This window comes from Nocardioides gansuensis (genome assembly GCF_003076135.1).
GTDB lineage: Bacteria > Actinomycetota > Actinomycetes > Propionibacteriales > Nocardioidaceae > Nocardioides > Nocardioides gansuensis.
This window is the reverse complement of the sequence record NZ_QDGZ01000007.1, coordinates 143,002-164,769: the sequence shown is the minus strand read 5'-3', so window position 1 is coordinate 164,769 and position 21,768 is coordinate 143,002. Positions and strand designations below refer to the sequence as shown.

23 protein-coding genes are annotated in these 21,768 nt (G+C 72.3%); 8 read left to right on the top strand and 15 right to left on the bottom strand.

Annotated elements, in window-relative coordinates; genetic code table 11:
- Positions 1–2: 2 nt before the first annotated feature.
- Positions 3–980, bottom strand: a complete 978-nt coding sequence (locus DDE18_RS16640) for an alpha/beta fold hydrolase (protein ID WP_116573570.1) — start codon at positions 978–980, stop codon at positions 3–5.
- A 91-nt stretch (positions 981–1,071) separates the two neighbouring features.
- Between DDE18_RS16640 and DDE18_RS16635 the strand changes: the two genes are divergently transcribed.
- Entirely contained in the window at positions 1,072–1,923 is an 852-nt protein-coding gene (locus tag DDE18_RS16635; RefSeq protein ID WP_116573395.1) for an esterase/lipase family protein, read from the top strand.
- Between the two features lie 9 nt (positions 1,924–1,932).
- On the opposite strand, the gene glpX is transcribed toward DDE18_RS16635, so the two are convergent.
- From glpX to DDE18_RS23405, 5 genes are read right to left on the bottom strand one after another with little or no spacing between them, the layout of a single operon-like run.
- Positions 1,933–2,943, bottom strand: a complete 1,011-nt coding sequence (glpX, locus tag DDE18_RS16630) for a class II fructose-bisphosphatase (protein ID WP_116573394.1) — start codon at positions 2,941–2,943, stop codon at positions 1,933–1,935.
- 29 nt (positions 2,944–2,972) lie between these two features.
- Positions 2,973–3,965 carry an ABC transporter ATP-binding protein gene (locus DDE18_RS16625; RefSeq protein WP_245916781.1) on the bottom strand — a complete coding sequence of 331 codons (993 nt, stop codon included), beginning with the start codon at positions 3,963–3,965 and terminating at the stop codon, positions 2,973–2,975.
- Positions 3,962–4,753 (bottom strand): ABC transporter permease, encoded by a 792-nt coding sequence (locus tag DDE18_RS16620; RefSeq protein ID WP_245916779.1) that lies wholly within the window; start codon positions 4,751–4,753, stop codon positions 3,962–3,964. The genes DDE18_RS16625 and DDE18_RS16620 overlap by 4 nt, the downstream gene beginning before the upstream one ends.
- Positions 4,750–5,496, bottom strand: coding sequence for a molybdate ABC transporter substrate-binding protein (gene modA, locus DDE18_RS23410; protein WP_211754592.1), 747 nt, complete (start codon positions 5,494–5,496; stop codon positions 4,750–4,752). The genes DDE18_RS16620 and modA overlap by 4 nt, the downstream gene beginning before the upstream one ends.
- On the bottom strand, positions 5,493–5,894 hold the full coding sequence (locus DDE18_RS23405; protein ID WP_211754591.1) for a TOBE domain-containing protein: 402 nt from the start codon (positions 5,892–5,894) through the stop codon (positions 5,493–5,495). Before DDE18_RS23405 ends, modA begins: the two co-directional genes overlap by 4 nt.
- Positions 5,895–6,083: 189 nt before the next feature.
- Between DDE18_RS23405 and DDE18_RS16610 the strand changes: the two genes are divergently transcribed.
- Positions 6,084–6,620: a DUF4245 family protein gene (locus tag DDE18_RS16610; RefSeq protein ID WP_165821205.1), complete on the top strand. Its 537-nt coding sequence runs from the start codon at positions 6,084–6,086 to the stop codon at positions 6,618–6,620.
- A gap of 13 nt (positions 6,621–6,633) precedes the next feature.
- On the opposite strand, the gene DDE18_RS16605 is transcribed toward DDE18_RS16610, so the two are convergent.
- A complete protein-coding gene (locus tag DDE18_RS16605; RefSeq protein ID WP_116573391.1) occupies positions 6,634–6,858 on the bottom strand; it encodes an exodeoxyribonuclease VII small subunit in 225 nt (74 codons plus the stop codon).
- The gene (xseA, locus tag DDE18_RS16600) at positions 6,851–8,137 is read right to left on the bottom strand and encodes an exodeoxyribonuclease VII large subunit (RefSeq protein WP_116573390.1); all 1,287 of its coding nucleotides are present in this window, start codon (positions 8,135–8,137) and stop codon (positions 6,851–6,853) included. The genes DDE18_RS16605 and xseA overlap by 8 nt, the downstream gene beginning before the upstream one ends.
- Positions 8,138–8,274: 137 nt before the next feature.
- Between xseA and DDE18_RS16595 the strand changes: the two genes are divergently transcribed.
- From DDE18_RS16595 to DDE18_RS16585, 3 genes are read left to right on the top strand one after another with little or no spacing between them, the layout of a single operon-like run.
- A complete protein-coding gene (locus tag DDE18_RS16595) occupies positions 8,275–9,312 on the top strand; it encodes a coiled-coil domain-containing protein (RefSeq protein WP_116573389.1) in 1,038 nt (345 codons plus the stop codon).
- Positions 9,313–9,335: 23 nt separating this feature from the next.
- The gene (locus tag DDE18_RS16590) at positions 9,336–10,340 is read left to right on the top strand and encodes a 4-hydroxy-3-methylbut-2-enyl diphosphate reductase (RefSeq protein WP_116573388.1); all 1,005 of its coding nucleotides are present in this window, start codon (positions 9,336–9,338) and stop codon (positions 10,338–10,340) included.
- A 12-nt stretch (positions 10,341–10,352) separates the two neighbouring features.
- Positions 10,353–10,976: an L-threonylcarbamoyladenylate synthase gene (locus tag DDE18_RS16585; RefSeq protein WP_116573387.1), complete on the top strand. Its 624-nt coding sequence runs from the start codon at positions 10,353–10,355 to the stop codon at positions 10,974–10,976.
- A gap of 10 nt (positions 10,977–10,986) precedes the next feature.
- Here DDE18_RS16585 and DDE18_RS16580 read toward each other — a convergent pair whose 3' ends face one another.
- The 3 genes from DDE18_RS16580 to DDE18_RS16570 all read right to left on the bottom strand — a co-directional run bounded on the left by DDE18_RS16580 (position 10,987) and on the right by DDE18_RS16570 (position 13,446).
- Positions 10,987–11,403, bottom strand: a complete 417-nt coding sequence (locus DDE18_RS16580) for a DUF6542 domain-containing protein (RefSeq protein WP_133241252.1) — start codon at positions 11,401–11,403, stop codon at positions 10,987–10,989.
- Between the two features lie 22 nt (positions 11,404–11,425).
- A complete protein-coding gene (locus tag DDE18_RS16575; protein ID WP_116573385.1) occupies positions 11,426–12,598 on the bottom strand; it encodes a DNA recombination protein RmuC in 1,173 nt (390 codons plus the stop codon).
- A gap of 68 nt (positions 12,599–12,666) precedes the next feature.
- Positions 12,667–13,446 carry an exodeoxyribonuclease III gene (locus tag DDE18_RS16570; protein WP_116573384.1) on the bottom strand — a complete coding sequence of 260 codons (780 nt, stop codon included), beginning with the start codon at positions 13,444–13,446 and terminating at the stop codon, positions 12,667–12,669.
- A gap of 264 nt (positions 13,447–13,710) precedes the next feature.
- Here DDE18_RS16570 and DDE18_RS16565 point away from each other — a divergent pair, with 264 nt between their 5' ends.
- Complete coding sequence (locus DDE18_RS16565) at positions 13,711–14,538, top strand: M57 family metalloprotease (RefSeq protein WP_211754590.1); 828 nt, start codon at positions 13,711–13,713, stop codon at positions 14,536–14,538.
- 75 nt (positions 14,539–14,613) lie between these two features.
- On the opposite strand, the gene DDE18_RS16560 is transcribed toward DDE18_RS16565, so the two are convergent.
- Positions 14,614–16,236: a family 16 glycosylhydrolase gene (locus DDE18_RS16560; protein ID WP_165821204.1), complete on the bottom strand. Its 1,623-nt coding sequence runs from the start codon at positions 16,234–16,236 to the stop codon at positions 14,614–14,616.
- A 142-nt stretch (positions 16,237–16,378) separates the two neighbouring features.
- On the opposite strand from DDE18_RS16560, the gene ychF reads away from it, so the two are divergent.
- Both ychF and DDE18_RS16550 read left to right on the top strand, forming a co-directional pair.
- Entirely contained in the window at positions 16,379–17,455 is a 1,077-nt protein-coding gene (ychF, locus tag DDE18_RS16555) for a redox-regulated ATPase YchF (RefSeq protein ID WP_116573567.1), read from the top strand.
- A gap of 455 nt (positions 17,456–17,910) precedes the next feature.
- Positions 17,911–18,168: a GlsB/YeaQ/YmgE family stress response membrane protein gene (locus DDE18_RS16550; RefSeq protein WP_116573381.1), complete on the top strand. Its 258-nt coding sequence runs from the start codon at positions 17,911–17,913 to the stop codon at positions 18,166–18,168.
- Positions 18,169–18,204: 36 nt separating this feature from the next.
- On the opposite strand, the gene DDE18_RS16545 is transcribed toward DDE18_RS16550, so the two are convergent.
- The 3 genes from DDE18_RS16545 to DDE18_RS16535 form a co-directional block, all read right to left on the bottom strand.
- The gene (locus DDE18_RS16545) at positions 18,205–19,497 is read right to left on the bottom strand and encodes a hemolysin family protein (RefSeq protein ID WP_116573380.1); all 1,293 of its coding nucleotides are present in this window, start codon (positions 19,495–19,497) and stop codon (positions 18,205–18,207) included.
- A gap of 266 nt (positions 19,498–19,763) precedes the next feature.
- On the bottom strand, positions 19,764–20,603 hold the full coding sequence (locus DDE18_RS16540) for a hypothetical protein (protein ID WP_116573379.1): 840 nt from the start codon (positions 20,601–20,603) through the stop codon (positions 19,764–19,766).
- A 101-nt stretch (positions 20,604–20,704) separates the two neighbouring features.
- A complete protein-coding gene (locus tag DDE18_RS16535; RefSeq protein WP_211754589.1) occupies positions 20,705–21,703 on the bottom strand; it encodes a LacI family DNA-binding transcriptional regulator in 999 nt (332 codons plus the stop codon).
- Positions 21,704–21,768: the final 65 nt, after the last annotated feature.

Sequence of the window (21,768 nt, the reverse complement as noted above, 5' to 3'; positions counted from 1 at the left end):
GATCAGTCCCGTGCCCGGTCGGCGTTGCGCCGGATCGCCTCGGTGAACGTGTCGAAGAGCCCGGCCGGCAAGTCGTGGCCCATGCCCTCGAGCAGGAGCAGCTCGGCGTCCGCGATCGCCGCGGCCGTCGCACGCCCACCGCTGACGTGCACCATCCGGTCGGCGAGCCCGTGGATCACCACGGTCGGAACCTTCACCTCCGCCAACCGGGCGCGACGGTTGGTCTGGGTGAGCACGGCCAGAATCTGGCGCAGCACGCCGCTCGCGCTGAACCCGCGCTCCCACGTCTCCTCGGCCCGTGCGCGCCGCTCCTCGGGGGAGCCGGGGTAGCCGGGCGAGCCGATCAGGCGCCACACCAGGGCGCTCGACTTCACGTAGGCGTCGAGCGTGGTGCCGGCGGGGGCGAGCAGGGCGGGGAACAGCCGGGGGCTCTGCCAGCCCACGGTGCGGCCGCCGGTGGTCGACATCACGCTCGCCAGGGAGAGCACCCGGTCGGGATGCTCGATCGCCATCGTCTGGGCGATCATCCCGCCCATCGACACGCCCGCCACGTGGGCCGCCTCGATGCCGAGGTGGTCGAGCAGGCCGATCGCGTCGTCGGCCATGTCGCCCAGCGAGTAGGGGGCCGGTCCCCGGCCGGTCGAGAAGGCCCGCACGATCTGCGGCCGTCCGACGCGCGCCGGGATCCGCGTCGAGCGCCCGGTGTCGCGGTTGTCATAGCGGATGACGAAGAAGCCGGCGCGCGCCAGCCGGGTGCAGAGGTCGGGGTCCCACCACGTCATCGGGCCGCCGAGCCCCATCACCAGCAGCAGCGGGTCGGCATCGGGGCGGCCGAAGGTCTGGTAGCACAGCTCGACCGGGGTCTCCACGCCCGAGGCCTGGACGTGGGTGTTGACCCGGGCGCGCAGCTCCTCGGACACGGGCACGCCGGCCCGGCGTGGGTCCGCCGGGGGCGTGTCGGAGACGGGCTGGTGCGTCATGCTTCCAGTGAACACCAGCCCCACCGGCACCGGGCTCGCGGATGATTGAAATCACGCGTATTGGTCACGCGCCGAGCTAACGTGAACAGCTGTGACGTCCTTCACACGCTCCGCTGACCGGGCTGCCGCCCGCACCGCGTCGGTGCTGGCGGACTTCCTGCGGCCCGACGGCTTCGAGCCGCCGGCCGCGGTCGCGGTGCTGCGGGAGTCGAGCGTCGTGGGCGAGGTCGGTCGCTATGCGTGGCGCGCCGTGCACGAGGCCCACGTGCGCCGCCACACGCCGTACGCCGCCAGGGCGCCGCGCCGCGGCGACGAGCCGGTCCTCCTCGTGCCCGGCTTCCTGGCGGGCGACGGCTCGCTCGCGTTGATGGCCCGGGCGCTGCGCGTGCAGGGACTGCGCACCTACCGCTCGCACATCCACGCCAACATCGGCTGCACGCTCACCGCGGCGGATGCGCTGGAGGAGCGGCTCGAACACATCGCGGACCGCCGGGGCTCCCGGGTGCGGATCGTCGGCCACAGCCTCGGCGGCATGCTGGCCCGCGGGGTCGCGGCCCGCCGCCCCGACCTGGTCGCCGGGATCGTCACCATGGGCAGCCCGATGCTGGCGCCCGGGGCGCACCACGTGTCGCTCGCCGCCAGCCTGGACGCCCTCGTCCGGCTGAGCCGTGCCGGAGTGCCCGGGCTCATGTCCGTGGACTGCGTGGCGGGGGAGTGTGCGCGGCAGAGCTTCGAGGAGGCGCGCGCGCCGCTGTCCGACGACGTCGACTTCACCGCGATCTACAGCAGGCGCGACGGCATCGTCGACTGGCGGGCGTGCATCGACCCGGCTGCGCTGCCGGTCGAGGTGCGGGCCTCCCACGTGGGGATGGCCGTCGACCCGCGGGTCATCGACGAGGTGCTGGGGGCGCTGCGGCCTGCGCGGCTCGACGCCGCCGGTTGAGCGCCCGACTCAGTTGTCGAAGTCGATCGCGGAGAAGTCGCGGAGCTTCGAGAGCTGGTGCTCGGAGATGATGTTGCGGATCGTGCCGGAGCGCGAGCGCATCACGAGTGAGTGGGTGGTCGCGCCGTTGGCGCGGTAGCGCACGCCGCGCATCAGCTCGCCGTCGGTGATGCCGGTGGCCACGAAGAAGCAGTCGTCACCGGTGACCAGGTCGTCCGTGGTGAGGATGTGCTCGGGGTCGAGGGTGTGGCCGGCGTCGATGGCGCGCTGGCGCTCCTCGTCGTCGGTCGGCCACAGACGACCCTGGATGACGCCGCCCAGGCACTTCATCGCACAGGCGGCGATGATGCCCTCGGGTGTGCCGCCGACGCCGAGCAGCAGGTCGATGCCGGTGTCCGGGCGGGCGGCCATGATCGCGCCGGCGACGTCGCCGTCGGTGATGAACTTGATGCGGGCCCCGGTCGCGCGGATCTCCTCCACGAGCCGGGCGTGCCGCGGGCGGTCGAGGAGCACCACGGTGACGTCGCGCGTCGAGCTGCCCTTGGCCTTCGCGACCTGGTGGATGTTCTCGGCGACGGGGTAGCGGATGTCGACGGCGTCGGCGGCCTCCGGGCCGGTGACGAGCTTCTCCATGTAGAAGACGGCCGACGGGTCGTACATCGAGCCGCGCGGGCTGACCGCGAGCACCGAGATGGCGTTGTTCATGCCCTTGGCGGTCAGCGTGGTGCCATCGATCGGGTCGACCGCGACGTCGCACTCCGGCCCGGTCCCGTCACCGACCTGCTCGCCGTTGTAGAGCATCGGGGCGTTGTCCTTCTCGCCCTCCCCGATCACGACCGTGCCGCGCATGCCGATGCTCGAGATCATCACGCGCATCGCGTTGACGGCCACGCCGTCCGCGTCGTTCTTGTCGCCGCGGCCCACCCAGCGGCCTGCGGCCATCGCGGCCGCCTCCGTCACCCGCACGAGCTCGAGGGCCAGGTTGCGGTCGGGGCGTGCCGGAGTCTCGCTGGGGCTCATGGCCGCATGGTACCCATCTGGAGCGGCCTTCAGGTGGGCGCGCCACCCGCTGGATCATGCGCGTAGCGGTCCACCGCGGTGGCCTTGACCGACAGCCACACCGCGCGCCCCGGAGCAAGACCCAGCTCCGCGCCTGCTTGGGGCGTCACATCCGCCAGCAGCGGCGGCGAGGACTCGACGCGGAGGCGGATGGCGTCGCCGTGCGGCACGGCGCTGGAGACCTTGCCGTGCCACTGCAGCCGCGCGGAGCCGTGGGGTGGCTCCAGGCTGACCGTGACGTCGCGAGGGGAGAACGCGGTGAACGTGTCGCCGTCGCGCAGCACGTTCAGCCCCACGAGCCGGGCCACGTGCTCCGTCCGCGGCCGGGCGGCCACGTCCTGCGGGCTCCCGGTCTGGGCGACGCGGCCGCCGTCGAGCACGACGACCTGGCTGCCCAGGGTCACGGCGTCGAGCGCGTCGTGGGTGACGAGCAGCGCGACACCCGAGTAGGCCGCGAGGTGCCGCGCCAGCTCGAGCCGGAGGGTTGCGGCCACTCCGACGTCCAGGCCGGCGAACGGCTCGTCGAGGAGCAGCAGGTCGGGCTCGGTGGCGAGTGCCCGGGCGATCGCGACCCGCTGTGCCTGCCCGCCGGAGAGCTCGCGCGGCCTCCGGTGGGCGAGGTCTCCCACGCCGAAGCGGTCCAGCCAGGCACGCGCCGTCTGCTCGGCCAGGTGGCGGGGTACGCCGCGGGCCCGGGGCCCGAAGGCGACGTTGTCCAGGGCGGTCAGGTGCGGGAAGAGCGAGCGGTCCTGGACGACGTAGCCGAGCCGGCGCGCCGGGACGGGCAGGGTGGTCCAGTCGACCCCCGCCACCTCGACCCTGCCCGACATCGGGACGACGCCCGCCAGCGCCCGGAGCAGGGTCGACTTGCCGGCGCCGTTGGGACCGATCACCACCACGACGTCGCCCGGCTCGGCGTGCACCTCGGCCACCACCCGGCCCCGCACCTCCACCTGTGCGGCCAGACCGGGCGCGCGGGTCACGGGGCCACCAGCCAGCGGTGCCGCAGGCCCAGGATGACCGCCAGGGAGCCGACCAGCAGCACCATGCTGAGGGTCTGGGCCACGGCCGGGTCGCCCTGCAGGGCCGTGTAGATCAGGCTGGGCATGGTCTGGGTGGTGCCGGGGTAGTTGCCGGCGAAGGTGATCGTGGCGCCGAACTCGCCGAGCGAGCGGGCCCAGCTCAGCGCGGCGCCGGCGACCACGCCCGGCATGGCGAGTGGCAGCGTCACCCGGCGGAAGGTGGTCCAGCGGTCGGCACCCAGCGTGGCCGCGACCACGTCGTACGCCTCTCCCGAGGTGCGCAGGGCACCCTCGACCGCGAGCACGTAGAACGGCAGCGCCACGAACGTGTGGGCGATGACCACGCCGGCCGTGGTGAACGGGACGGCGAACCCGGTGAGCTCGTGCAGCGGCCCGCCGATCACCCCGGTGCGGCCCAGCGCGGTGGTGAGGGCGACGCCGGCCACCACGGGCGGCAGCACCAGCGGCACCGTGACGAGCGCACGCAGCACCCGCCGGCCGGGGAAGTCGACACGGGCCAGCACCCAGGCCAGCGGGGTGCCGGCGACCAGGCAGGCCACCACGGCGAGCACGCTGGTCAGCCCGGTGATCCACAGCGCGTCACGCACCGCCTCGGAGACGAGGTGGCCGCCGAAGTCTCGCCACGGGGTGTCCAGGACGAGGGTCACCAGCGGCAGCACGAGCAGGAGTGCCGCGAGCGTCGCGGGCACCGAGAGCGCCAGCGGGATGCGGCCTAGCCGGACACTCACGGCACCACGAACCCGGCGTCCTCGAGGACCCCGCGCCCCTCGTCCGAGGCGATCAGGTCGAGGAAGTCGGCGGCCAGGTCGCTGTCGCCGTCGGCCAGCGGGGCGATGGCGTAGTCGGTGGTCGCGGCGGCGAGCTCCGGCAGGTCGACGCGGCGTACGGCGTCGCCCGCGGCCACCGCGTCGGTCGCGTAGACCAGCCCCGCGTCGGCCTCACCGGCGGTCACCCGGGCGAGCACGGCCTTGACGTCGACCTCCTCGCTCGCCGGGTCGGTGGTGACGCCCGCCTCGGCGAGCACGGCAGCAGCGACCCTGCCGCAGGGGGCGGTGTCGACACAGACCACGTAGTCCACGTCCTCGCCGGCCAGGTCGTCCAGCCCGTCGATCCCTGCCGGGTCGTCGGGGGGAGTCACCAGGACCAGCGCGTTGCGGACGAAGCCACGGACCGTCGCGTCGGTGTCGACCGCGTCCCCGGCGAGGTCCATCGCGGCCAGGTCGGCGGTGGCGAGCACGTCGCCGGGCGCCCCCTCCGCGACCTGCTGGGCGAGGGTGGTCGAGGAGCCGAACGCGAGCTCGACCTCGACGCCGGGGTGCCGGTCCTCGAACTCCTCCGCGAGCTCGGTGAACGTGCCGGTGAGCGAGGCGGCCGCCAGCACGGTGAGCTGCCCGGCGTCGCCCTTCCCCTGGTCGCCACCCCCACAGGCGGCCAGGGGGAGCACGAGGGCCAGGGCTGCCAGCAGCCTCACGGCACCTCCACGACGACGTTGGTGGACTTGACCGACGCAATCGCGCGCACGCCCGGCTCGAGGCCGAGCTCGTCCGCGGCATCGGTGCTCATCAGGGAGGTGAGGTGGTAGGGGCCGCAGACCATCTCGACCTGGCTCATCACGTGGTCGCGCTTGACCCGGGTGACGATGCCGACGAGCCGGTTGCGGGCGCTCACGGCACTGGCCCGGGTCTGGTCCCGGTCGGGCTCGTGGACCAGCGACTCGGCGAAGGCCGCCAGGTCGGCGCCTTCCACGCGCGCAGGCCCGTGCTCGTCGGCTGGCCGGGCCCGCAGGCGGCCGGCCTCGACCCAGCGCCGTACGGTGTCGTCGCTCACGCCGAGCAGCTCGGCGGCTTCCGCGAACCGGTACCTGGGCATGCCTGCATCCTGCCGCATCTGCGGAGCCTTTGCCCAGCGAGTCGGCGCATCTGCGCATGAAAGCTCACCCGAGTCGGCGCATCTGCGCACGATTCCTCGCTGGGATGGTCCGCGACGATCGGACCCTCGTCAGCCGGTCGGCAGGGTCCGATCGTCACGGACCATCGCGCCGCTGGGAGGATGAGCGGCGTGAGCGAGCAGCCCGGCAGGTACCAGCGGTCCACGTCCGGACTCATCGGTGCCCTCATCGTCACGCTCCTGGCGATCGGCGCCTTCGTGGCGTTCCGGGCGCTCAACCGCGAGGAGCTGGAGATCGAGCCCGAGCCGATCGACTACCTCGCCGCCGTGGAGCAGCTGCAGGCCGCCGGCAGCCGGCCGGTGCACCCCCCGCGGCTGCCCGAGGGCTGGATCGCGACGAGCATCGACGTCGTGCCCGGGGAGCGGGACAGCTGGGGCCTGGGCGTGCTCACCGACGAGGGGGACTTCGTCGGGATCCGGCAGGCCGACGCGAGCGCTGAGTCGCTGGCGGAGGAGTACGTCGACGCCGAGGCCGCCGAGGGCGATGCCCTCACCCTCGACTCGCCGGTGGCCCGGGAGTGGCAGTCGTGGTCCGACGAGGGCGGGGACACCGGCTACACCGCGACGGTGGGACGGCAGTCGGTGCTCGTCTACGGCTCCGCGCCCGCCGCGGAGATCGAGGCCTACGTCACCTCGCTGACCCGCTGAGGCGCGCCGGACGCTACTCCGGCTGCTCGCCGATCACGTCGTCGAGCCGCTTGCGAGCTCCGTCCAGCCAGTCCTGGCAGACCCGCGCGAGCTGCTCGCCGCGCTCCCACAGGGCGAGCGACTCCTCGAGCGTCGAGCCGCCCGCCTCGAGGCGCCGCACCACGTCGATGAGCTCCTCGCGGGCGGCCTCGTAGCCGAGCGGCTGCCCCTCCTCGTCGCGCACCGTCTTGTCAGTCATCGCCGTCCTCCTGGTGGCCTGTCTGTGCCGCTGCAGTCTGGGACCCGTTCGCGTCGAGCGGCTCGATCGTGGTGGTGGTGGCATGCACCCGGCCGTCGGCGACCCGGACGCTCACGGGGGCGCCGGTGGCGAGCGCGCTCACGGACGTGACGACGTGGCCGTCCGCGTCCTGGAGCACGGCGTAGCCCCGGCGCAGCGTCTCGAGGGGCGACAGGGCGCGGGCCCGGGCGCGGTGGTGGCCGACGTCGTCGGCGGCCCGGTCGATCCGCTGGGAGAGGCAGCGCCGGGCGCGGTCTCGCAGCTCGGCGACCTCCGACCAGCGGGCGTCGAGCAGCACGCGGGGGTCGGCCATCGCCGGCCGGGCGCGCAGCTGGTCGAGCAGCTCCTGCTCACGGGCAACCCGCTGGACGACGAGCTGGCGCAGCCGGTCGCGGGCCCAGGTGACGCCGCGCAGCTCCTCGGCCATGTCGGGGACGACCAGCTTGGCCGCATCGGTGGGCGTCGAGGCGCGCACATCGGCGACCAGGTCGAGCAACGGCTGGTCCTGCTCGTGGCCGATCGCCGAGACCAGCGGCGTGCGCATCGCGTGCACGGCTCGGACCAGAGCCTCGTCGGAGAAGGGGAGCAGGTCCTCGACCGAGCCGCCGCCACGGGCGACGACCACGACGTCGACCTCGGGCCGCCGCTCCAGCCGGTCGAGGGCGTCCATCACCTCGGCTGCGCAGCGCGGGCCCTGCATGGCGGCGTGCACCACGTCGAACCGCACCGAGGGCCAGCGGCGGCGCGCGTTGTCGAGGATGTCGCGCTCGGCGGCGCTGCCAGGAGCCGTCACCAGCCCGACGACGCCCGGCAGGAAGGGCAGGTCGCGCTTGAGCTCGGCGGCGAACAGACCCTCGGCGGCGAGCAGCTGGCGACGCCGCTCGAGCCGGGCGAGCAGCTCGCCCAGGCCGACCATCCGGATGTCGCGGGCGGCGAGCGAGAAGGACCCGCGGTTGGCGTAGAACGACGGCCGGGCATGGACGACCACGCTCGCCCCCTCGACGAGCGGAGGGTTGAGCGAGTCGAACAGCGACCGCTGGCAGGTGAGCGTCACCGAGATGTCGGCGACCGTGTCGCGCAGCGTCATGAAAACGGTGCCGACTCCGGGCCGGCGGGTCACCTGTGCGATCTGGCCCTCGACCCAGACCGCGCCCAGGCGGTCGATCCACTGCGCCACCGCATTGGCCACCGCGCGCACGGGCGCGGGCGACTCGGGGGTGGACTCACGGAGGGAGGGCACGGCCTCGACCCTAGGCGACGCCACCGACAGGCAGGGGGCGACAGGCGCCTGCTGTGGCCCTGGCCGTCGGCCGTGCGGGCGAACGTCACAGTGGGCCGGCCCCACACGCCGCGGCGTACATCGATAGCCTCGCGTCGATGTCCAGTGACCAGTCCCCGCGGACGCCCTCCGTTCGCCCCGAGGACTACCTCGTGCCCCAGCCGCTGCCCGAGCCCCGCTCGCTGGAGGAGGCGTCCTCGCAGGTGTCCAGGCACACCGCGGCGGCGGCCCGCGCCCAGGTGCTGCGCGAGGCAGCTGAGCGCATCGCGGCGGAGCACGTCGCCGACCGCGTCCTCGCGGAGCGTGCCCTCGCCGACACCATCGCCGCCCGCGACACTGCCGAGGCCCGCGCCCGTGACGCGGTCGAGCAGGCGACCGCCGCGCACGAGGCCCTCGCAGCCGCCGAGCGGGCCGTCGCCGACCACCTGGCCCAGCGGCAGGCGGACGAGGAGGCCTGGACCGGGCGGCTCGCCACGCTGACCGGCGAGGTCGCCAGCGCCGGTGAGGCGCGCCTCGCGGCCGAGCAGAAGGCGGCCGAGCTCGCTGACGCCCGCACGGTCGCGGAAGCCGACGCGCTCGCCGCCACGGAGGCCCGCACCCAGGCCGAGGAGGTCGCCGCCCGGGCCCTCGCCGCCCGCACGGCAGCCGAGGAGGCCGCGCAGGCGTCCGCCGCTGCAGCCGACGCCGCGGCCGCCGCCCGCGCCGAGGCCGAGGGGCACCTCCAGGGCCTGCTCGCCGACGCGAAGGCCAGGCTGGCCGAGCTCCGTGCCGCCGCCGAGGAGTCGTACGCCGCCCGGCTGGCCGCCGACGAGCAGGCGGCCGAGCACGCCGAGGCGCGCGGGTACGCGGAGTCGCAGGCCGCCGCGCGCGCGGCGGAGCGGCAGGCCGTGGAGAAGATCGTCCTGCACCACACCACCATCGCCCAGGCGGCCATGGAGGAGCGGGTCGCCGCTGAGCAGCGGGCCTCTGCCCTGGCCACCGACCTCGAGGAGGCGCGCGCGACCTTCAGGGCGGAGGTCGAGGCGACCCGGGAGTGGTGGTCCAGCCGGGTGAGGCTGCTCACGCTCGCCCTCGTCCTGCTCGTGGTCATCGCGGGGCTGGCCGCGCTCGCCGGCTGGCTGGTCGGCCGGGGCTAGGCGATCCGCCTAGACTCGGCGCCATGACGACCGACCTCGGACTGCCCCCCGTGCTCGACCCCGAGTCCGCCAGGAACGTTCTGCTGGCCGCGCCGCGCGGCTACTGCGCGGGCGTCGACCGGGCCGTCATCACCGTCGAGAAGGCCCTGGACGTCTACGGCGCCCCCGTCTACGTGCGCAAGCAGATCGTCCACAACAAGCACGTCGTCGCGACCCTCGAGGAGCGGGGCGCCGTCTTCGTCGAGGAGCTCGACGAGGTCCCCGAGGGGGCGACCGTCGTCTTCTCCGCCCATGGCGTCTCGCCCCTCGTCCACGAGCAAGCGGCCACCCGCGGCCTCAAGACCATCGACGCGACCTGCCCGCTGGTGACCAAGGTGCACCACGAAGCGCGCCGCTTCGCCTCCGACGACTACGACATCCTCCTGATCGGCCACGCCGGTCACGAGGAGGTCGAGGGCACTGCCGGCGAGGCACGCGACCACATCCAGCTGGTCGAGGGCCCGGACGACGTCGCGAAGATCAAGGTGCGTGACCCCGAGCGGGTCGCCTGGCTGTCGCAGACGACCCTGTCGGTCGACGAGACGATGGAGACCGTCGCCGCGATCCGCGAGCGCTTCCCCGCGCTGCTCGACCCGCCGAGCGACGATATCTGCTACGCCACCCAGAACCGTCAGCTCGCGGTCAAGGAGATCGCCAAGGACGCCGACCTGGTGATCGTGGTCGGCTCCGGCAACTCGTCCAACTCGGTGCGCCTCGTCGAGGTCGCCCTGGAGGCGGGCGCCCGCTCGGCCCACCGCGTCGACGACGCATCCGAGATCGACGAGGCCTGGCTCGACGGGGTGATGACCGTGTCGGTCACCTCCGGGGCGTCCGTGCCGGAGGAGCTCGTCCAGGGCGTCCTGGCCTTCCTCGCCGAGCGGGGCTATCCCGACGCCAAGGCCGTCCACTCGGCCGAGGAGTCCCTCATCTTCGCGCTGCCTCCGGAGCTGCGACGCGACCTGCGGGCCGCCTCGAAGAGCCAGGGCTGAGGCCGAGCGGAGATGGCGCGCTTCCTCGACGTACATCCCGACAACCCGCAGCCTCGCCTGGTGTCACAGGTGGTCGAGGCGCTGCGCGACGACGCGCTGATCGCCTACCCGACCGACTCGGGCTACGCCCTCGGCTGCCAGCTCGGCAACCGCGACGGCCGCGACCGCATCCTCAAGATCCGAGACCTCGACGACCGCCACCACTTCACGCTGATGTGCTGCGACTTTGCCCAGCTCGGGCAGTTCGTGCACATCGACAACGCGGCGTTCCGGGCGATCAAGGCGGCGACGCCCGGCCCCTACACGTTCATCCTGCCCGCCACCGGCGAGGTGCCGAAGCGGCTGATGCACCCCAAGAAGCGCACCGTCGGCGTGCGGATCCCCGACCACGTGCTCGTGCAGGCCCTGCTCGCCGAGCTCGGCGAGCCGATCCTCACCAGCACCCTGATCCTGCCCGGCGAGCAGCAGGCCCGCACCATGGGGTGGGAGATCAAGGAGGAGCTCGACCACAGCGTCGACCTCGTCATCGAGGCGGGGGAGACCTCGGCCGAGCCGACCTCGGTGGTCGACTGGTCGTCGGGCGAGCCCGAGGTCGTACGCCGGGGGGCCGGGGACGTCGTCCGCTTCGGGGCCTGACCCGGCTGGGTCAGCCGCGCCGGAGGCTGCGGTGCCGCAGCACCAGACAGCCGAGGAAGAGGGCATAGCCGGCCACCAGCGCGCCGCTGTGGTGGGCGATCCCGGAGACGAGCGCCTGCACGACGTTGTCTCCGGGCTCGGCGACCACGTCGGGGTCGAGGGGAGCGAGCAGCGCGAAGACGGCCACCATCACCAGCGGGGGCAGCGCCGCCAGGAGCAGGAACTCGCGGGGCCGCACCAGCAGGGCCAGGCCGAGGCAGGCCGTGACGAAGCCCAGGTCGAAGAAGTAGCTCAGCTGCCCGACGAGCAGCACGTCAATCGCCACGAGGGTGAGCACGACGGCGATCGCGAGCGTCACCAGCTGACCGGGCCGCTCCACGCCGTGCCGCCACACGCGGTCCTGCCACAGGGGTCCCTGCTGGCTCACGCCGTCCACCGTAGGCCGCCCGTCACGCCCCCCGCGCCCGGCGCGCCGCGCCGGGTCGCGCCTGCTGGGCCAGGGCCTCGTCGTCCCGCTCGGCGAGCGAGTCGACCTCGAGCGCCTCGAACTCCGGCGCTCCCAGCGTCCGCGGCACCTGCTCGACCTGGCCGGGGGAGGGCAGCTCGCCGTGCGCCACACCCATCTCGCCGAACCGGCGCGCCGTCACCAGCACGCGCCCCTCGAGCGACCCCACGGCCTGGTTGTAGGACGTGACCGCGGCGCGCAGGGAGCGGCCGACCCGGTCGAGGTGTCCGCCCATCGTCGCCAGCCGCTCGTGCAGCTCGCGGCCCAGCCGCTGAACCTCCGCGGCCTGCCCAGCGAGGGCCTCATGCGTCCAGCCGTGGGCGACCGTGCGGAGCAGCGCGATCAGGGTGGTCGGGGTCGCCAGCACCACCTGGCGGCCGGCGGCGTGGTCGATCAGGTCTCCGTCGGCCTCGAGGGCCGCGGAGAGGAACGCCTCGGCCGGCACGAACAGCACCACGAACTCCGGCGACTCCGGCAGCGACCGCCAGTAGGACTTCGCGGCCAGCGAGTCGACGTGGGTGCGCAGCTGGCGGGCATGGCGGTCGAGGTGGGCGGCGCGCACCGCGTCGGCGTCACGGTCGGAGGGGTCGACGCGGGCGGCGTCGAGGAAGGCGTCGAGCGGGACCTTGGAGTCGACGACGATCGACTTGCCACCGGCCAGGTGCACCACGAGGTCGGGGCGGAGCGCGCCGCCGTCGAGCCTGGCCTGCTCGGTGAAGTCGCAGCGGTCGACCAGGCCGGCGAGCTCCACCGCCCGGCGCAGGTGCAGCTCGCCCCAGCGGCCGCGCACCTGGGGCTTGCGCAGCGCGGTGGCCAGCGAGGCGGTCTCGCGACGCAGGGTGTCGGCGGTCGCGCGCATGTCGTCGACCTGCTGGCTCAGCTGGCCCTGCCACGTCGCCCGAGCGTGCTCGAGGTCGCGCATCTGGTCGTGCAGCCGCTCGAGCCCCTCGCGGACGGCCGCCTCGTCGCCCGCCCGCTGCTCGAGCGCCGCGACCAGCGTCTCGCGCGTGGCGTCCGCCGCCGGCCGGGACCGCGCCCCCAGCCAGCCGACCAGCACGCCCAGCCCCAGGCCGATCGCCAGCGCGACCAGCAGGGCGGTCAGGGTCTGCGTCTCCATGCGCCGATCATGGCCGAAGGCACCGACAACGGCCGGGAGGCCGGGTCTGGAAACGCTCGCTGCGCTCGCTACTCGACCACCGAAGCCAGGTCGACGACCACCGGGGCGTGGTCGGAGGCACCTGCGCCAGCCCGCTCCTCGCGGTCGACGAATGCGCTCGTCACCCTCGCAGCCAGCGCCGGCGAGGCGAGCACGAAGTCGATCTTGAGCCCGCGGTCCCGCTCGAACCGCTGCCGGTAGTAGTCCCAGTAGGTGTAGCCGGGATCGTGCTTGCGGGTGACCTCGGCGTAGCCGTCCTCGAGGAAGGCGTGGAACGCCGCCCGCTCGGCGGGGGTCACGTGGGTCGAGTTGCGGAACTGCGCCGGGTCGAAGACGTCCTCGTCGGTGGGGCACACGTTCCAGTCGCCGACGAGCGCCGTCTCGCCGTCCAGCCACGATCCAGCGGCCTCCCGCAGCCGCTGCAGCCAGTCGAGCTTGTAGACGTAGTGGGGATCGTGCGGCTTGCGGCCGTTGGGCACGTAGAGGGACCAGATCCGTACGCCGCCGCACACGGCGCCGATCGCCCGGGACTCGGCCGCGAGCGGCTCGCCCCACCCCGGCATGCCCTCGAAGCCGACCTGGACGTCCTCGAGGCCGACGCGCGAGATCAGCCCGACTCCGTTCCACTGGTTCACGCCGGCCACCGCGACGTCGTACCCCATCGCCTGCAGGCCCATCAGCGGCAGCTGGTCCTCGCGCGCCTTGGTCTCCTGCACGGCGAGCACGTCGACGTCGTGGCGGGCGAGGAAGGCCTCGACCCGGTCGATGCGGGAGCGGAGGGAGTTGACGTTCCAGGTGGCGATGCGCACGGGGGCAGCCTACGGACGGGGATAGACAGGCCACCGGCCGGCCACGCCCGGGACACGACCGGCCACGAGCACCGGATGCCCGGAGGATCTTCGGCGGCACCCCTTTACAGGAGGCAGTCCTGTGGGGGAGGTTGTGCTCCCCGCATCGATCTCGGGATTTTGTGATGCGCGTCACGCTACAGCGTGCCCGTTCAGCGACCCCGGGACCGTGGGGAAACCCCCCATCACATCGAATCCAGGGAGCACCATATGCACCGTCGCCTGTTGTCCGCTCGCCCTCGCGCACTCGCGCTCGCCGGAGCGGCCGTCCTCGCCTCGTCCCTCGCCGCCCCGGCCGCGGCGACGCTGAGCTCCGGGGACGCCGTCCCCACGTTCCGCGAGTACGAGGCGCAGACCTACGTCGACACGGACAAGCAGTACATCGTCAACGGCGACGAGCCCGTCGCCGACACCGGCCGCCTGCGCCAGTACTACGACGTGCTGACTGGCAACGACGTGCACGGCCACAAGACCCTCGAGGAGGGTCTCGTCGTCAACACCGTCTTCGGCCGTGACGACAAGTGGAGCGCGACTCAGGCGATGAACCTGACCTACTGCATCAGCGACAAGTTCGGCAGCCAGAAGACCAACGTCGTCAACGCGATGAACGCCGGTGTCGCCCTGTGGGAGCAGGCGTCCTCGAAGGTCGACTACATCCACGTCCCGGCCGCCGACAGCAACTGCACCACGCGCAACAATGCGGTGCTGTTCTCCGTCGAGCCGACCAGCACGACGCAGTACATCGCCCGCGCGTTCTTCCCCAGCACCTCCGACCGGGGTCGCAACATCCTGGTCAACGCCGCCTCGCTGACGAGCTCCGGCTCCTGGACGCCGGGCAACATCATGGGTCACGAGCTCGGCCACACCCTGGGCTTCCGCCACGAGCACACCCGTCCCGAGTCGGGCACCTGCTTCGAGGACAACAACTGGCGGCCGCTGACGCCCTACGACTCGGCGTCGATCATGCACTACCCCCAGTGCAACGGCACCTCGGACGACCTGAGCATGACCGCGTCCGACCGAGCCGGTGTCCAGGCGCTCTACGGCGCCTGAGCATTCCCTGGCCCGAGCATTCCCGACCGGGCGCCCCTCCTGTCATGAGCGGGAGGGGCGTTCGTCATGTCCGGCTTATCCCTCGGCGAGCCGCCACGACGGATCGGTCGTCGCCGGGAGGGCGGTGGCCGCCTCGAGGTGGTAGGCCGTGAAGCCGCTGGCGGCGTCGAGGACGTGGGCCGCGGTGACCCCGCCGGAGTCGCGGGCCAGGAGGTAGAGGTCGTCGCGGCCGTCCGCGTTGGCGTCGCCCGTGGTCACGCTCCAGGCGGCGGGATCGAGCGCGCCGGAGGGGGTCGTCGCCTGGATGACGAAGGACGAGAACCCGGTGGCCGCGTCGAGGACGTGTACGGCGGCGCGCCCGGCGCCGTCGTCGAGGTCGACCATCAGCAGGTCGTCCAGTCCGTCGGCGTTGATGTCGCCGGTGGCCAGGCGCCAGCCCTCGGGCTCGAGGGCGGGGGCCGCGGTCACGGGCTCGGCGAGGGCGGTCTGGAAGCCGGCGCTGGCGTCGAGCACCCGGACCACGGTGCGGCCCGCCACCGCATCCACGAGATAGAGGTCGTCGCGCCCGTCGCCGTTGTAGTCGCCGACCAGGTGCTGGGCGTCCGCGGACCGACGGCCCGGGGCGACCACGCTGGCGCGGGTCAGCGGCACGCTGAACTGCTTGAGCCCGTCCAGCACGTCGACGCGGATGCTGCCCCGCGGCCCCCGCGCCACGGCGTACAGGTCGTCGACCGTGTCGCCGTCGTAGTCTCCGGTCGCGTAGTGCCAGTCGGACTCGTCCATCGGCAGCGTCAGCTGCGCGGCGACGGCGTTGTGGTCGGCCGGGTCGAGCGCCATCAGGTCGACGGTGGTGGGGCCGGTGCGGCGGACGCCGACGAGCGTGGCGGGGGAGGTCGACGGCTGGCGCCCGACTGCCTCGACCTCGACGCGGTCGACCAGCATCTCGGGCCCGCTCGCGGTCTCGCCGCACGTGGGCTGCTCGTCCTCGGGGCAGTTGCGCTTGTGCTGCAGGTGGAGGAACGACGGCAGCGAGGGGGAGTGCCTGGCCGACCAGGTCTCCTGTCCGTCCACGAAGAACCGCATCGGCGCGGCGTGGTCGAACTGGGGGTCGCGGCCCCCGCCCATATAGGTGAACTCGACGGAGTACTCGTGCCACTCTGCCGGGTCGGGATAGCGCCCGCCGACGCACTTCTGCGAGCCCACGGGCGGCAGGTAGCGCCAGTAGAAGGCGAGCTGCACGCGCTCGCACCGCTGCTTCCCGCCCCAGGTCTCGACCACGTCGATCTCGTCCGGCCGCTCGAAGTCGTGGGAGCGCAGCCAGAACGCGGGGTGCGTGCCGGTCTTGCTGGGCATCTTGAGCACGGCGCTCACCCGGTAGGTGGCGCCGACCTGGTAGGGGACCGCGTCGTTGGCGACGAGGTGGGACTCCGGACCGAGCGCGAGCACGGAGCGGCCGTCGACGGTGTCCTGGCGCAGCCGCTCCGGGGACGAGGTGGACACGTGGCGCCAGTGGGTCTCGACGGGGCCGTCGAACTCGTCGGCGAAGACCTCGCGGGGGTACGTCGGGGCGGCCGCAGCCGGGGCGGCGACGGTGCCCGCGGGCGGGACCACGAGGTCGGGCGCAGGCGCCGGCACGCCTGGCCCCAGCGTGGCCAGGGACAGCGCAGCGAGGAGCTCACGGAGCCAGTCGGGAGTCATGGGCCTCTCGGGGTCGGGCGGCCAGGGCTGGGCCCCTCGGTCGGGCCGGGGTGCTCTCGATTCAACATCGGCCGTCCAAGGTGGGCCAAACCGGCGGCGCGCGATTCTTCTGTCCCCTGCGCCCGCCGTAGACTCCCCGCCCGTGGCTCTCACCATCGGCATCGTCGGTCTCCCCAACGCAGGCAAGTCGACGCTCTTCAACGCCCTCACCAAGAACGACGTGCTCGCGGCGAACTACCCATTCGCGACGATCGAGCCCAACGTGGGTGTCGTGGGCGTCCCGGACGACCGGCTGCCCCGGTTGGCCGAGGTGTTCGGCTCGCAGAAGATCCTCCCGGCGACCGTGGAGTTCGTCGACATCGCCGGCATCGTCGCGGGTGCCTCGCAGGGCGAGGGCCTGGGCAACAAGTTCCTCGCCCACATCCGCGAGTCGGCCGCGATCTGCCAGGTGACCCGCGTCTTCCGCGACGACGACGTCACCCACGTCGAGGGCAAGGTCGACCCCGGCTCCGACATCTCCACGATCCAGACCGAGCTGATCCTCGCCGACATCCAGACCGTCGAGAAGGCGATCCCCCGGCTGGAGAAGGAGGCCCGCGCGAAGAAGGAGCTCGGCGCCGTCGTCGCGGCCGCCAAGGAGGCGCTTTCCGCGCTGGAGTCGGGTACGCCGATCATCAGCACCTCGATCGACCGTGACCTGATCCGCGAGCTGTCGCTGCTGACCGCCAAGCCGTTCATCTACGTCTTCAACTGCGACGCCGACGAGCTCTCCGACGACGCGCTGAAGGCGAAGATGCAGGAGCTCGTCTCTCCGGCCGAGGCGATCTTCCTCGACGCGAAGTTCGAGGCCGAGCTCGTCGAGCTCGGTGACGACGACGAGGCCCGGGAGATGCTCCACGAGATGGGCATCGAGGAGTCCGGCCTCGACCAGCTGGCCCGCGTCGGCTTCGACACCCTCGGCCTGCAGACCTACCTCACCGCAGGCCCCAAGGAGTCCCGCGCCTGGACGATCCGCAAGGGCGCCTCGGCTCCCGAGGCCGCGGGCGTGATCCACACCGACTTCCAGAAGGGCTTCATCAAGGCCGAGGTCGTCTCCTTCGACGACCTCATCTCCCTAGGCTCGATGCAGAAGGCGCGCGAGGCCGGCAAGGTCCGCATGGAGGGCAAGGACTACGTCATGGCCGACGGCGACGTGGTGGAGTTCCGCTTCAACGTGTGAATCTGCGCGTTTGCGCAGGCCAGACGGGGTGCAGAGTCGGCTGTCCGCACAGAGTCGCAAAGTTCAGAAGCCGAGGGGCACCTGGCCCCGAAGTTCGTGGGCATGATCAAGGACGAACCCAAGAACGGCTCTTCACCCGAGTACGTCAACGCCGTGCTGGGGCGCGGATTCGGCAGCGAGCGTTGATCGTCTGCGACACCCGCCCCTTGGTCGCGTTGTCGAACGAGCGGAATGAGCACTACTTGGCGGCCAACGATCTCTTCCGAGATCATGGCGGGGGAGGAGATCGTGCTTCCAGCGACGGTCTTGGCCGAGGTGTGCTCCTGGCTCACCGCGCATGGCGGACCCGAGGTCGAAGCGGCATTCCTCTAGGTCTTCGTGGGGGTGGTGGGGACCCTGCGCTACGAGGTGGTTTGACCGCCTCAGGTTGCACACCGCGGACTAGCATCACTTTCATGATCGGATTCCTTGTCGCCGGCCTCGTCATCGGAGCGCTCGCTCGCCTCATCAAGCCCGGGAAGCAGGAGCTCGGTCTCCTTGCCACCTTGGGCCTGGGTCTCGTGGGCTCGCTGATCGGCGGACTGATTGCGCAGTTCTTCGGCACCGGGTCGATCTGGGAGCTGAACGTCCTCGGATTCGTGCTTGCCGTGATCGCGGCGGTGCTCCTGATCGGGGTCGCGGAGTCGATCGCAGGCAGGAAGACCGCCGCCTGACCCCACGGACCTACGGGGCGGCTCGCCGCAACGCGGCTAGTTCTCGGTTTGCTGATCCGCCGAGGACAGCGGGGCGAAGGCAATCGCGGTGACCCGTGTCCCGGTCATTGCTGCGACCTCGAGTCGGCCGGCGTCGATGGCGACGGTGTCCCCGACTTCCGGGATGCGCCCGAGCTGAGCGATGACGTAGCCGGCCACGGTCTCGTAGGGGCCTTCCCTGAGCTCGATGCCGGTGGCGTCGGTGAAGCCCTCGAGGCTGGTCCCGCCGTCGAAGGTCATCGGGTCCTCGCCGGTGGCGGCCTCGGCGGCGTCGTACTCGTCGCGGATCTCGCCGACGAGTTCCTCGACAAGGTCTTCGAGGGTGACGATGCCATCGGTTCCGCCGTACTCGTCGACCACGATGGCCAGATGGGTGCCTTCGACCCGCATGGTGGCAACCGACGGCAGCACCCGCTTGCTCCCCGGCAGCATGAGCACTGGCCGGCAGGCGTCACGAACCTTGCGGTCGTCCTTGTCGGTGATGCCCAGCAGGTCGCGGACGTGGAGGAACCCGACCACGTCGTCGAAGTCCTCTCCGGTGACCGGATAGCGGGAGTAGGGCATGCCGCGCACCCGTTCGGCCGCGACAGTCAGCGGCAGGTCACGAGGAAGGAAGGCCACGTCCCCGCGGGGACGCATGACTTCCTTCAAGCTCGTGTCCGTGGCGGTGAAGACGTCACGAAGGATGCGGCGTTCCTGCTCATCCAGCTCGTCGTGGGTCGAGACCAGGTCCCGCAGCTCTTCCTCCGAGAGCTGTTCGCTCGTGGCATGGGGATCACCGCCGAGAAGACGAACCACGGCGTTGGTCGAGGCCGAGAGCAGCCAGATCACCGGACGCATCAGCGAGGCGAATCGGTCCAGGATCGGTGCCACCGCCAGCGACACCGCGGCCGACTTCTGCAGGGCCAGCCGCTTGGGCACCAGTTCACCGAGAACCAGGGACAGGTAGGCGATGAAGAGCGTGAGCAGGACGAGCGCCGTCGCTTCGGCGGCCGGCTCTGCGAGGCCGACGTGCTCGAGGTACGGCGCGAGATCGGGTGCGAGCGTCGACCCGCCGTAGGCCGCTGACAGGAAGCCGGCCACAGTCACGCCGATCTGCACCGCCGCCAGGAACCGGTTCGGATCACGGGCAACCGACGCCACACGTGCGCCACGGGAGCCCTTTCGCTCGATCGCAGTGAGCTGGCTCTCGCGCAAAGAGACCAAGGCAAGCTCCGTCGCGGCGAAGACGCCGCCGACCAAGACGAAGAGGAGCACCAGCCCCAGGTTGACGAAGGTCTGGATGTCCATCAGGCCCGTTCACCCCCAACCGTGGTTGCGGGTGAACGGTCGGTACTTCGTGGGTCGTCCATGGCGTCAAGACTACAAATGCCGAAGGTGCGCCACGCACTCGCCCGATAGGACAGGCCTGCTTCCAAATACCGCCTGAGCCGTACGGCGCACCAGACGGATAGACCCGTCGACGGCAGTACCGTCCTTGACTCGGTCTGGGTGGTGTCAGCGGCCAGGACGCTGGTCGCTACGGCTGGCACCGCCAGTCCGGAAAGAGGGCGCGGTCAGCACCCGCCCGCCTGCTGCGCCTCCCGAGTGGCGCCCTTGTAGGCCTCGATCTCGCGGACGCCCTGCTTCCAGCTGGACAGCCACTCCTTCGTCGCGTCGGCGGGAGAGAGGTGCCCCATCCGCATCATTTCCATGGCCGCGACGTGCCCCGCCCACGTGCGGATGGCCGTGTCGGCGGCGTCGACTGCGCCTGCGCGCGCGTCGACGCTCAGCACACAGGTGCGCAGCTTCTGCGACGCATGCCCGAGGCGCCCGGCGACCGGGCAGTCCAGACCCGCTCGACGCACCGGCCGCAGCGAATCCTGGAAGCGCCCGATCTTCCGCTCGGCGGCGACTCGGGTCGATTCCCAGAAGTCGGTGGCCTGCTTGAGCGTGATGGCGCCGACCACGAGCTGGTTCATCGCGCCGACGTGGACCTCCCACTGCGCCATCGCGGGGGCCGCGACCTGAAGGGATGTGTCCAGCCGCTCCGCCGCAAGGGCGCACCGTTCCAGCCGAGTCCCCCGCGCCAAGGGCTGCTGCCCCTCCTGCTCCTGCTGGGTCAAAGAAGCGACATCGGACCCCGAGCCGCCGGAATCGGCGGTGGCGGGGTCGTCCTCGCGCATGGCCGCGGTGAACCACACGAGCCCGAGGACGAACGCCCCCCACAGGGCGCCCACCACGAAGACGGCGGCAGCCGAAGCGCCCGCCCGGCCCCCGCCGTCGCCCTCCTCCAGGTACTGCTCGTTCCCGTCGTCCTCGACGTCGGGGACCGCCCCGTCGTCGGCCCACTCGTCGAACAACTCTCCCCGGTGCTCCCTCTCGGCGCCCGAGCCTGCCTCTGTGGGATTGCTCATCTCTTTACATTCCGCCCATAACGCGTGTGGGGCATCCCCAATAACGGGGTCATTCGCTCACGGGGCGTACGCCGCATGTCCCGCCGGACCGATGAAGGAGGTCAGCGCAGCCGGCCGGACTCGCGCACGACGAGACGAGTGGCCTGGATGACGGTCCGGGGTGGGGTGGTGTCGCCGGCCAGTCGCTGGAAGAGCATGTGAGCGGCCTGCTCGCCCATGGACGCCGGGTCCTGGGCGATCACCGTGACCGAGGGCTCGAGCAGGTCCGCGAGCTCGAAGTCGTCGAAGCCGACGAGGCCGAGCCGGACGTCGGCGGCCCGCATCGCGTGCAGCGCGGCCACGGTGACGATGTTGTTGCCGGTGAGGATGGCCGTGATCGGATCGTCTCCCTGCGTCCAGGCGCGGAGCACCGAGACGAGCCCGGCCGGGTCGTGCGGGCCCATCGCCACGCGGTCGCAGCGCAGTCCGAGCGCGGTGGTGGCCGTGTGGAACCCGTCGAGCCGCCGCGCGGCCGTCCAGAACGCCGGGTCGTCACCCAGGAACGCGATGTGGCGGTGTCCGTGGGCGGCGAGGTGCTCGACGCCGCTGCGCACGCCGCCCTCGTTGTCGGTGAGGAAGGTGTCGGCCACGATCCCCGCCGCCGGACGGTCCAGGAACACCAGGGGGGTGCCGGCAGTGGCCTCCTGGGTGAGCCAGGCGTGGTCGGACTCCGTGGGCACGACGAGCAGGCCGGCCGCGCGTCGCGAGAGGAAGGCGGCGGCGAGTGACTGCTCCTGCTCCGAGAGGCCCTCGCCCGACCCGGTCATGAGCAGGTGCCCGTGCCGCCGGGTCACCCGCTCCACGGCGGCAGCGAGCACGGAGTAGAACGGGTTGGCGAGGTCCTCGACGATCAGCCCGATCGTGTCCGCCCGGCCGCTGCGCAGCTGGCTCGCCCCGTCGTTGCGGAGGAACCGAAGCTGTCCGATGGCCGCGTCGACGCGCTCCCGCGTGCTCGCCCGGACGCCCGGCTCCCCGTTGACGACGCGGGACACGGTCTTGATCGAGACTCCGGCGACGCGGGCGACGTCGTGCATCGTCGGACGGCTCGGGGACATCGTCATGGTGGCCCCCTTGCCTGTGGACGCTGTCTTCGGGCGCGCGTGCTAGCACCGACACGTGGAGAGTG

What these genes read in the sequence shown, in the direction of transcription:
- glpX (WP_116573394.1), bottom strand. Translation starts at nt 2,943, where the DNA reads ATGAGCCCCAGCGAGACTCCGGCACGCCCCGACCGCAACCTGGCCCTC.
- DDE18_RS16540 (WP_116573379.1), bottom strand. Translation starts at nt 20,603, where the DNA reads ATGAGCAATCCCACAGAGGCAGGCTCGGGCGCCGAGAGGGAGCACCGG.
- DDE18_RS16575 (WP_116573385.1), bottom strand. Translation starts at nt 12,598, where the DNA reads ATGGAGACGCAGACCCTGACCGCCCTGCTGGTCGCGCTGGCGATCGGC.
- DDE18_RS16585 (WP_116573387.1), top strand. Translation starts at nt 10,353, where the DNA reads ATGGCGCGCTTCCTCGACGTACATCCCGACAACCCGCAGCCTCGCCTG.
- DDE18_RS16535 (WP_211754589.1), bottom strand. Translation starts at nt 21,703, where the DNA reads ATGACGATGTCCCCGAGCCGTCCGACGATGCACGACGTCGCCCGCGTC.
- DDE18_RS23405 (WP_211754591.1), bottom strand. Translation starts at nt 5,894, where the DNA reads ATGCCCAGGTACCGGTTCGCGGAAGCCGCCGAGCTGCTCGGCGTGAGC.
- DDE18_RS16605 (WP_116573391.1), bottom strand. Translation starts at nt 6,858, where the DNA reads ATGACTGACAAGACGGTGCGCGACGAGGAGGGGCAGCCGCTCGGCTAC.
- DDE18_RS16590 (WP_116573388.1), top strand. Translation starts at nt 9,336, where the DNA reads ATGACGACCGACCTCGGACTGCCCCCCGTGCTCGACCCCGAGTCCGCC.
- DDE18_RS16550 (WP_116573381.1), top strand. Translation starts at nt 17,911, where the DNA reads ATGATCGGATTCCTTGTCGCCGGCCTCGTCATCGGAGCGCTCGCTCGC.
- DDE18_RS16560 (WP_165821204.1), bottom strand. Translation starts at nt 16,236, where the DNA reads ATGACTCCCGACTGGCTCCGTGAGCTCCTCGCTGCGCTGTCCCTGGCC.
- DDE18_RS16545 (WP_116573380.1), bottom strand. Translation starts at nt 19,497, where the DNA reads ATGGACATCCAGACCTTCGTCAACCTGGGGCTGGTGCTCCTCTTCGTC.
- DDE18_RS16640 (WP_116573570.1), bottom strand. Translation starts at nt 980, where the DNA reads ATGACGCACCAGCCCGTCTCCGACACGCCCCCGGCGGACCCACGCCGG.
- DDE18_RS16595 (WP_116573389.1), top strand. Translation starts at nt 8,275, where the DNA reads ATGTCCAGTGACCAGTCCCCGCGGACGCCCTCCGTTCGCCCCGAGGAC.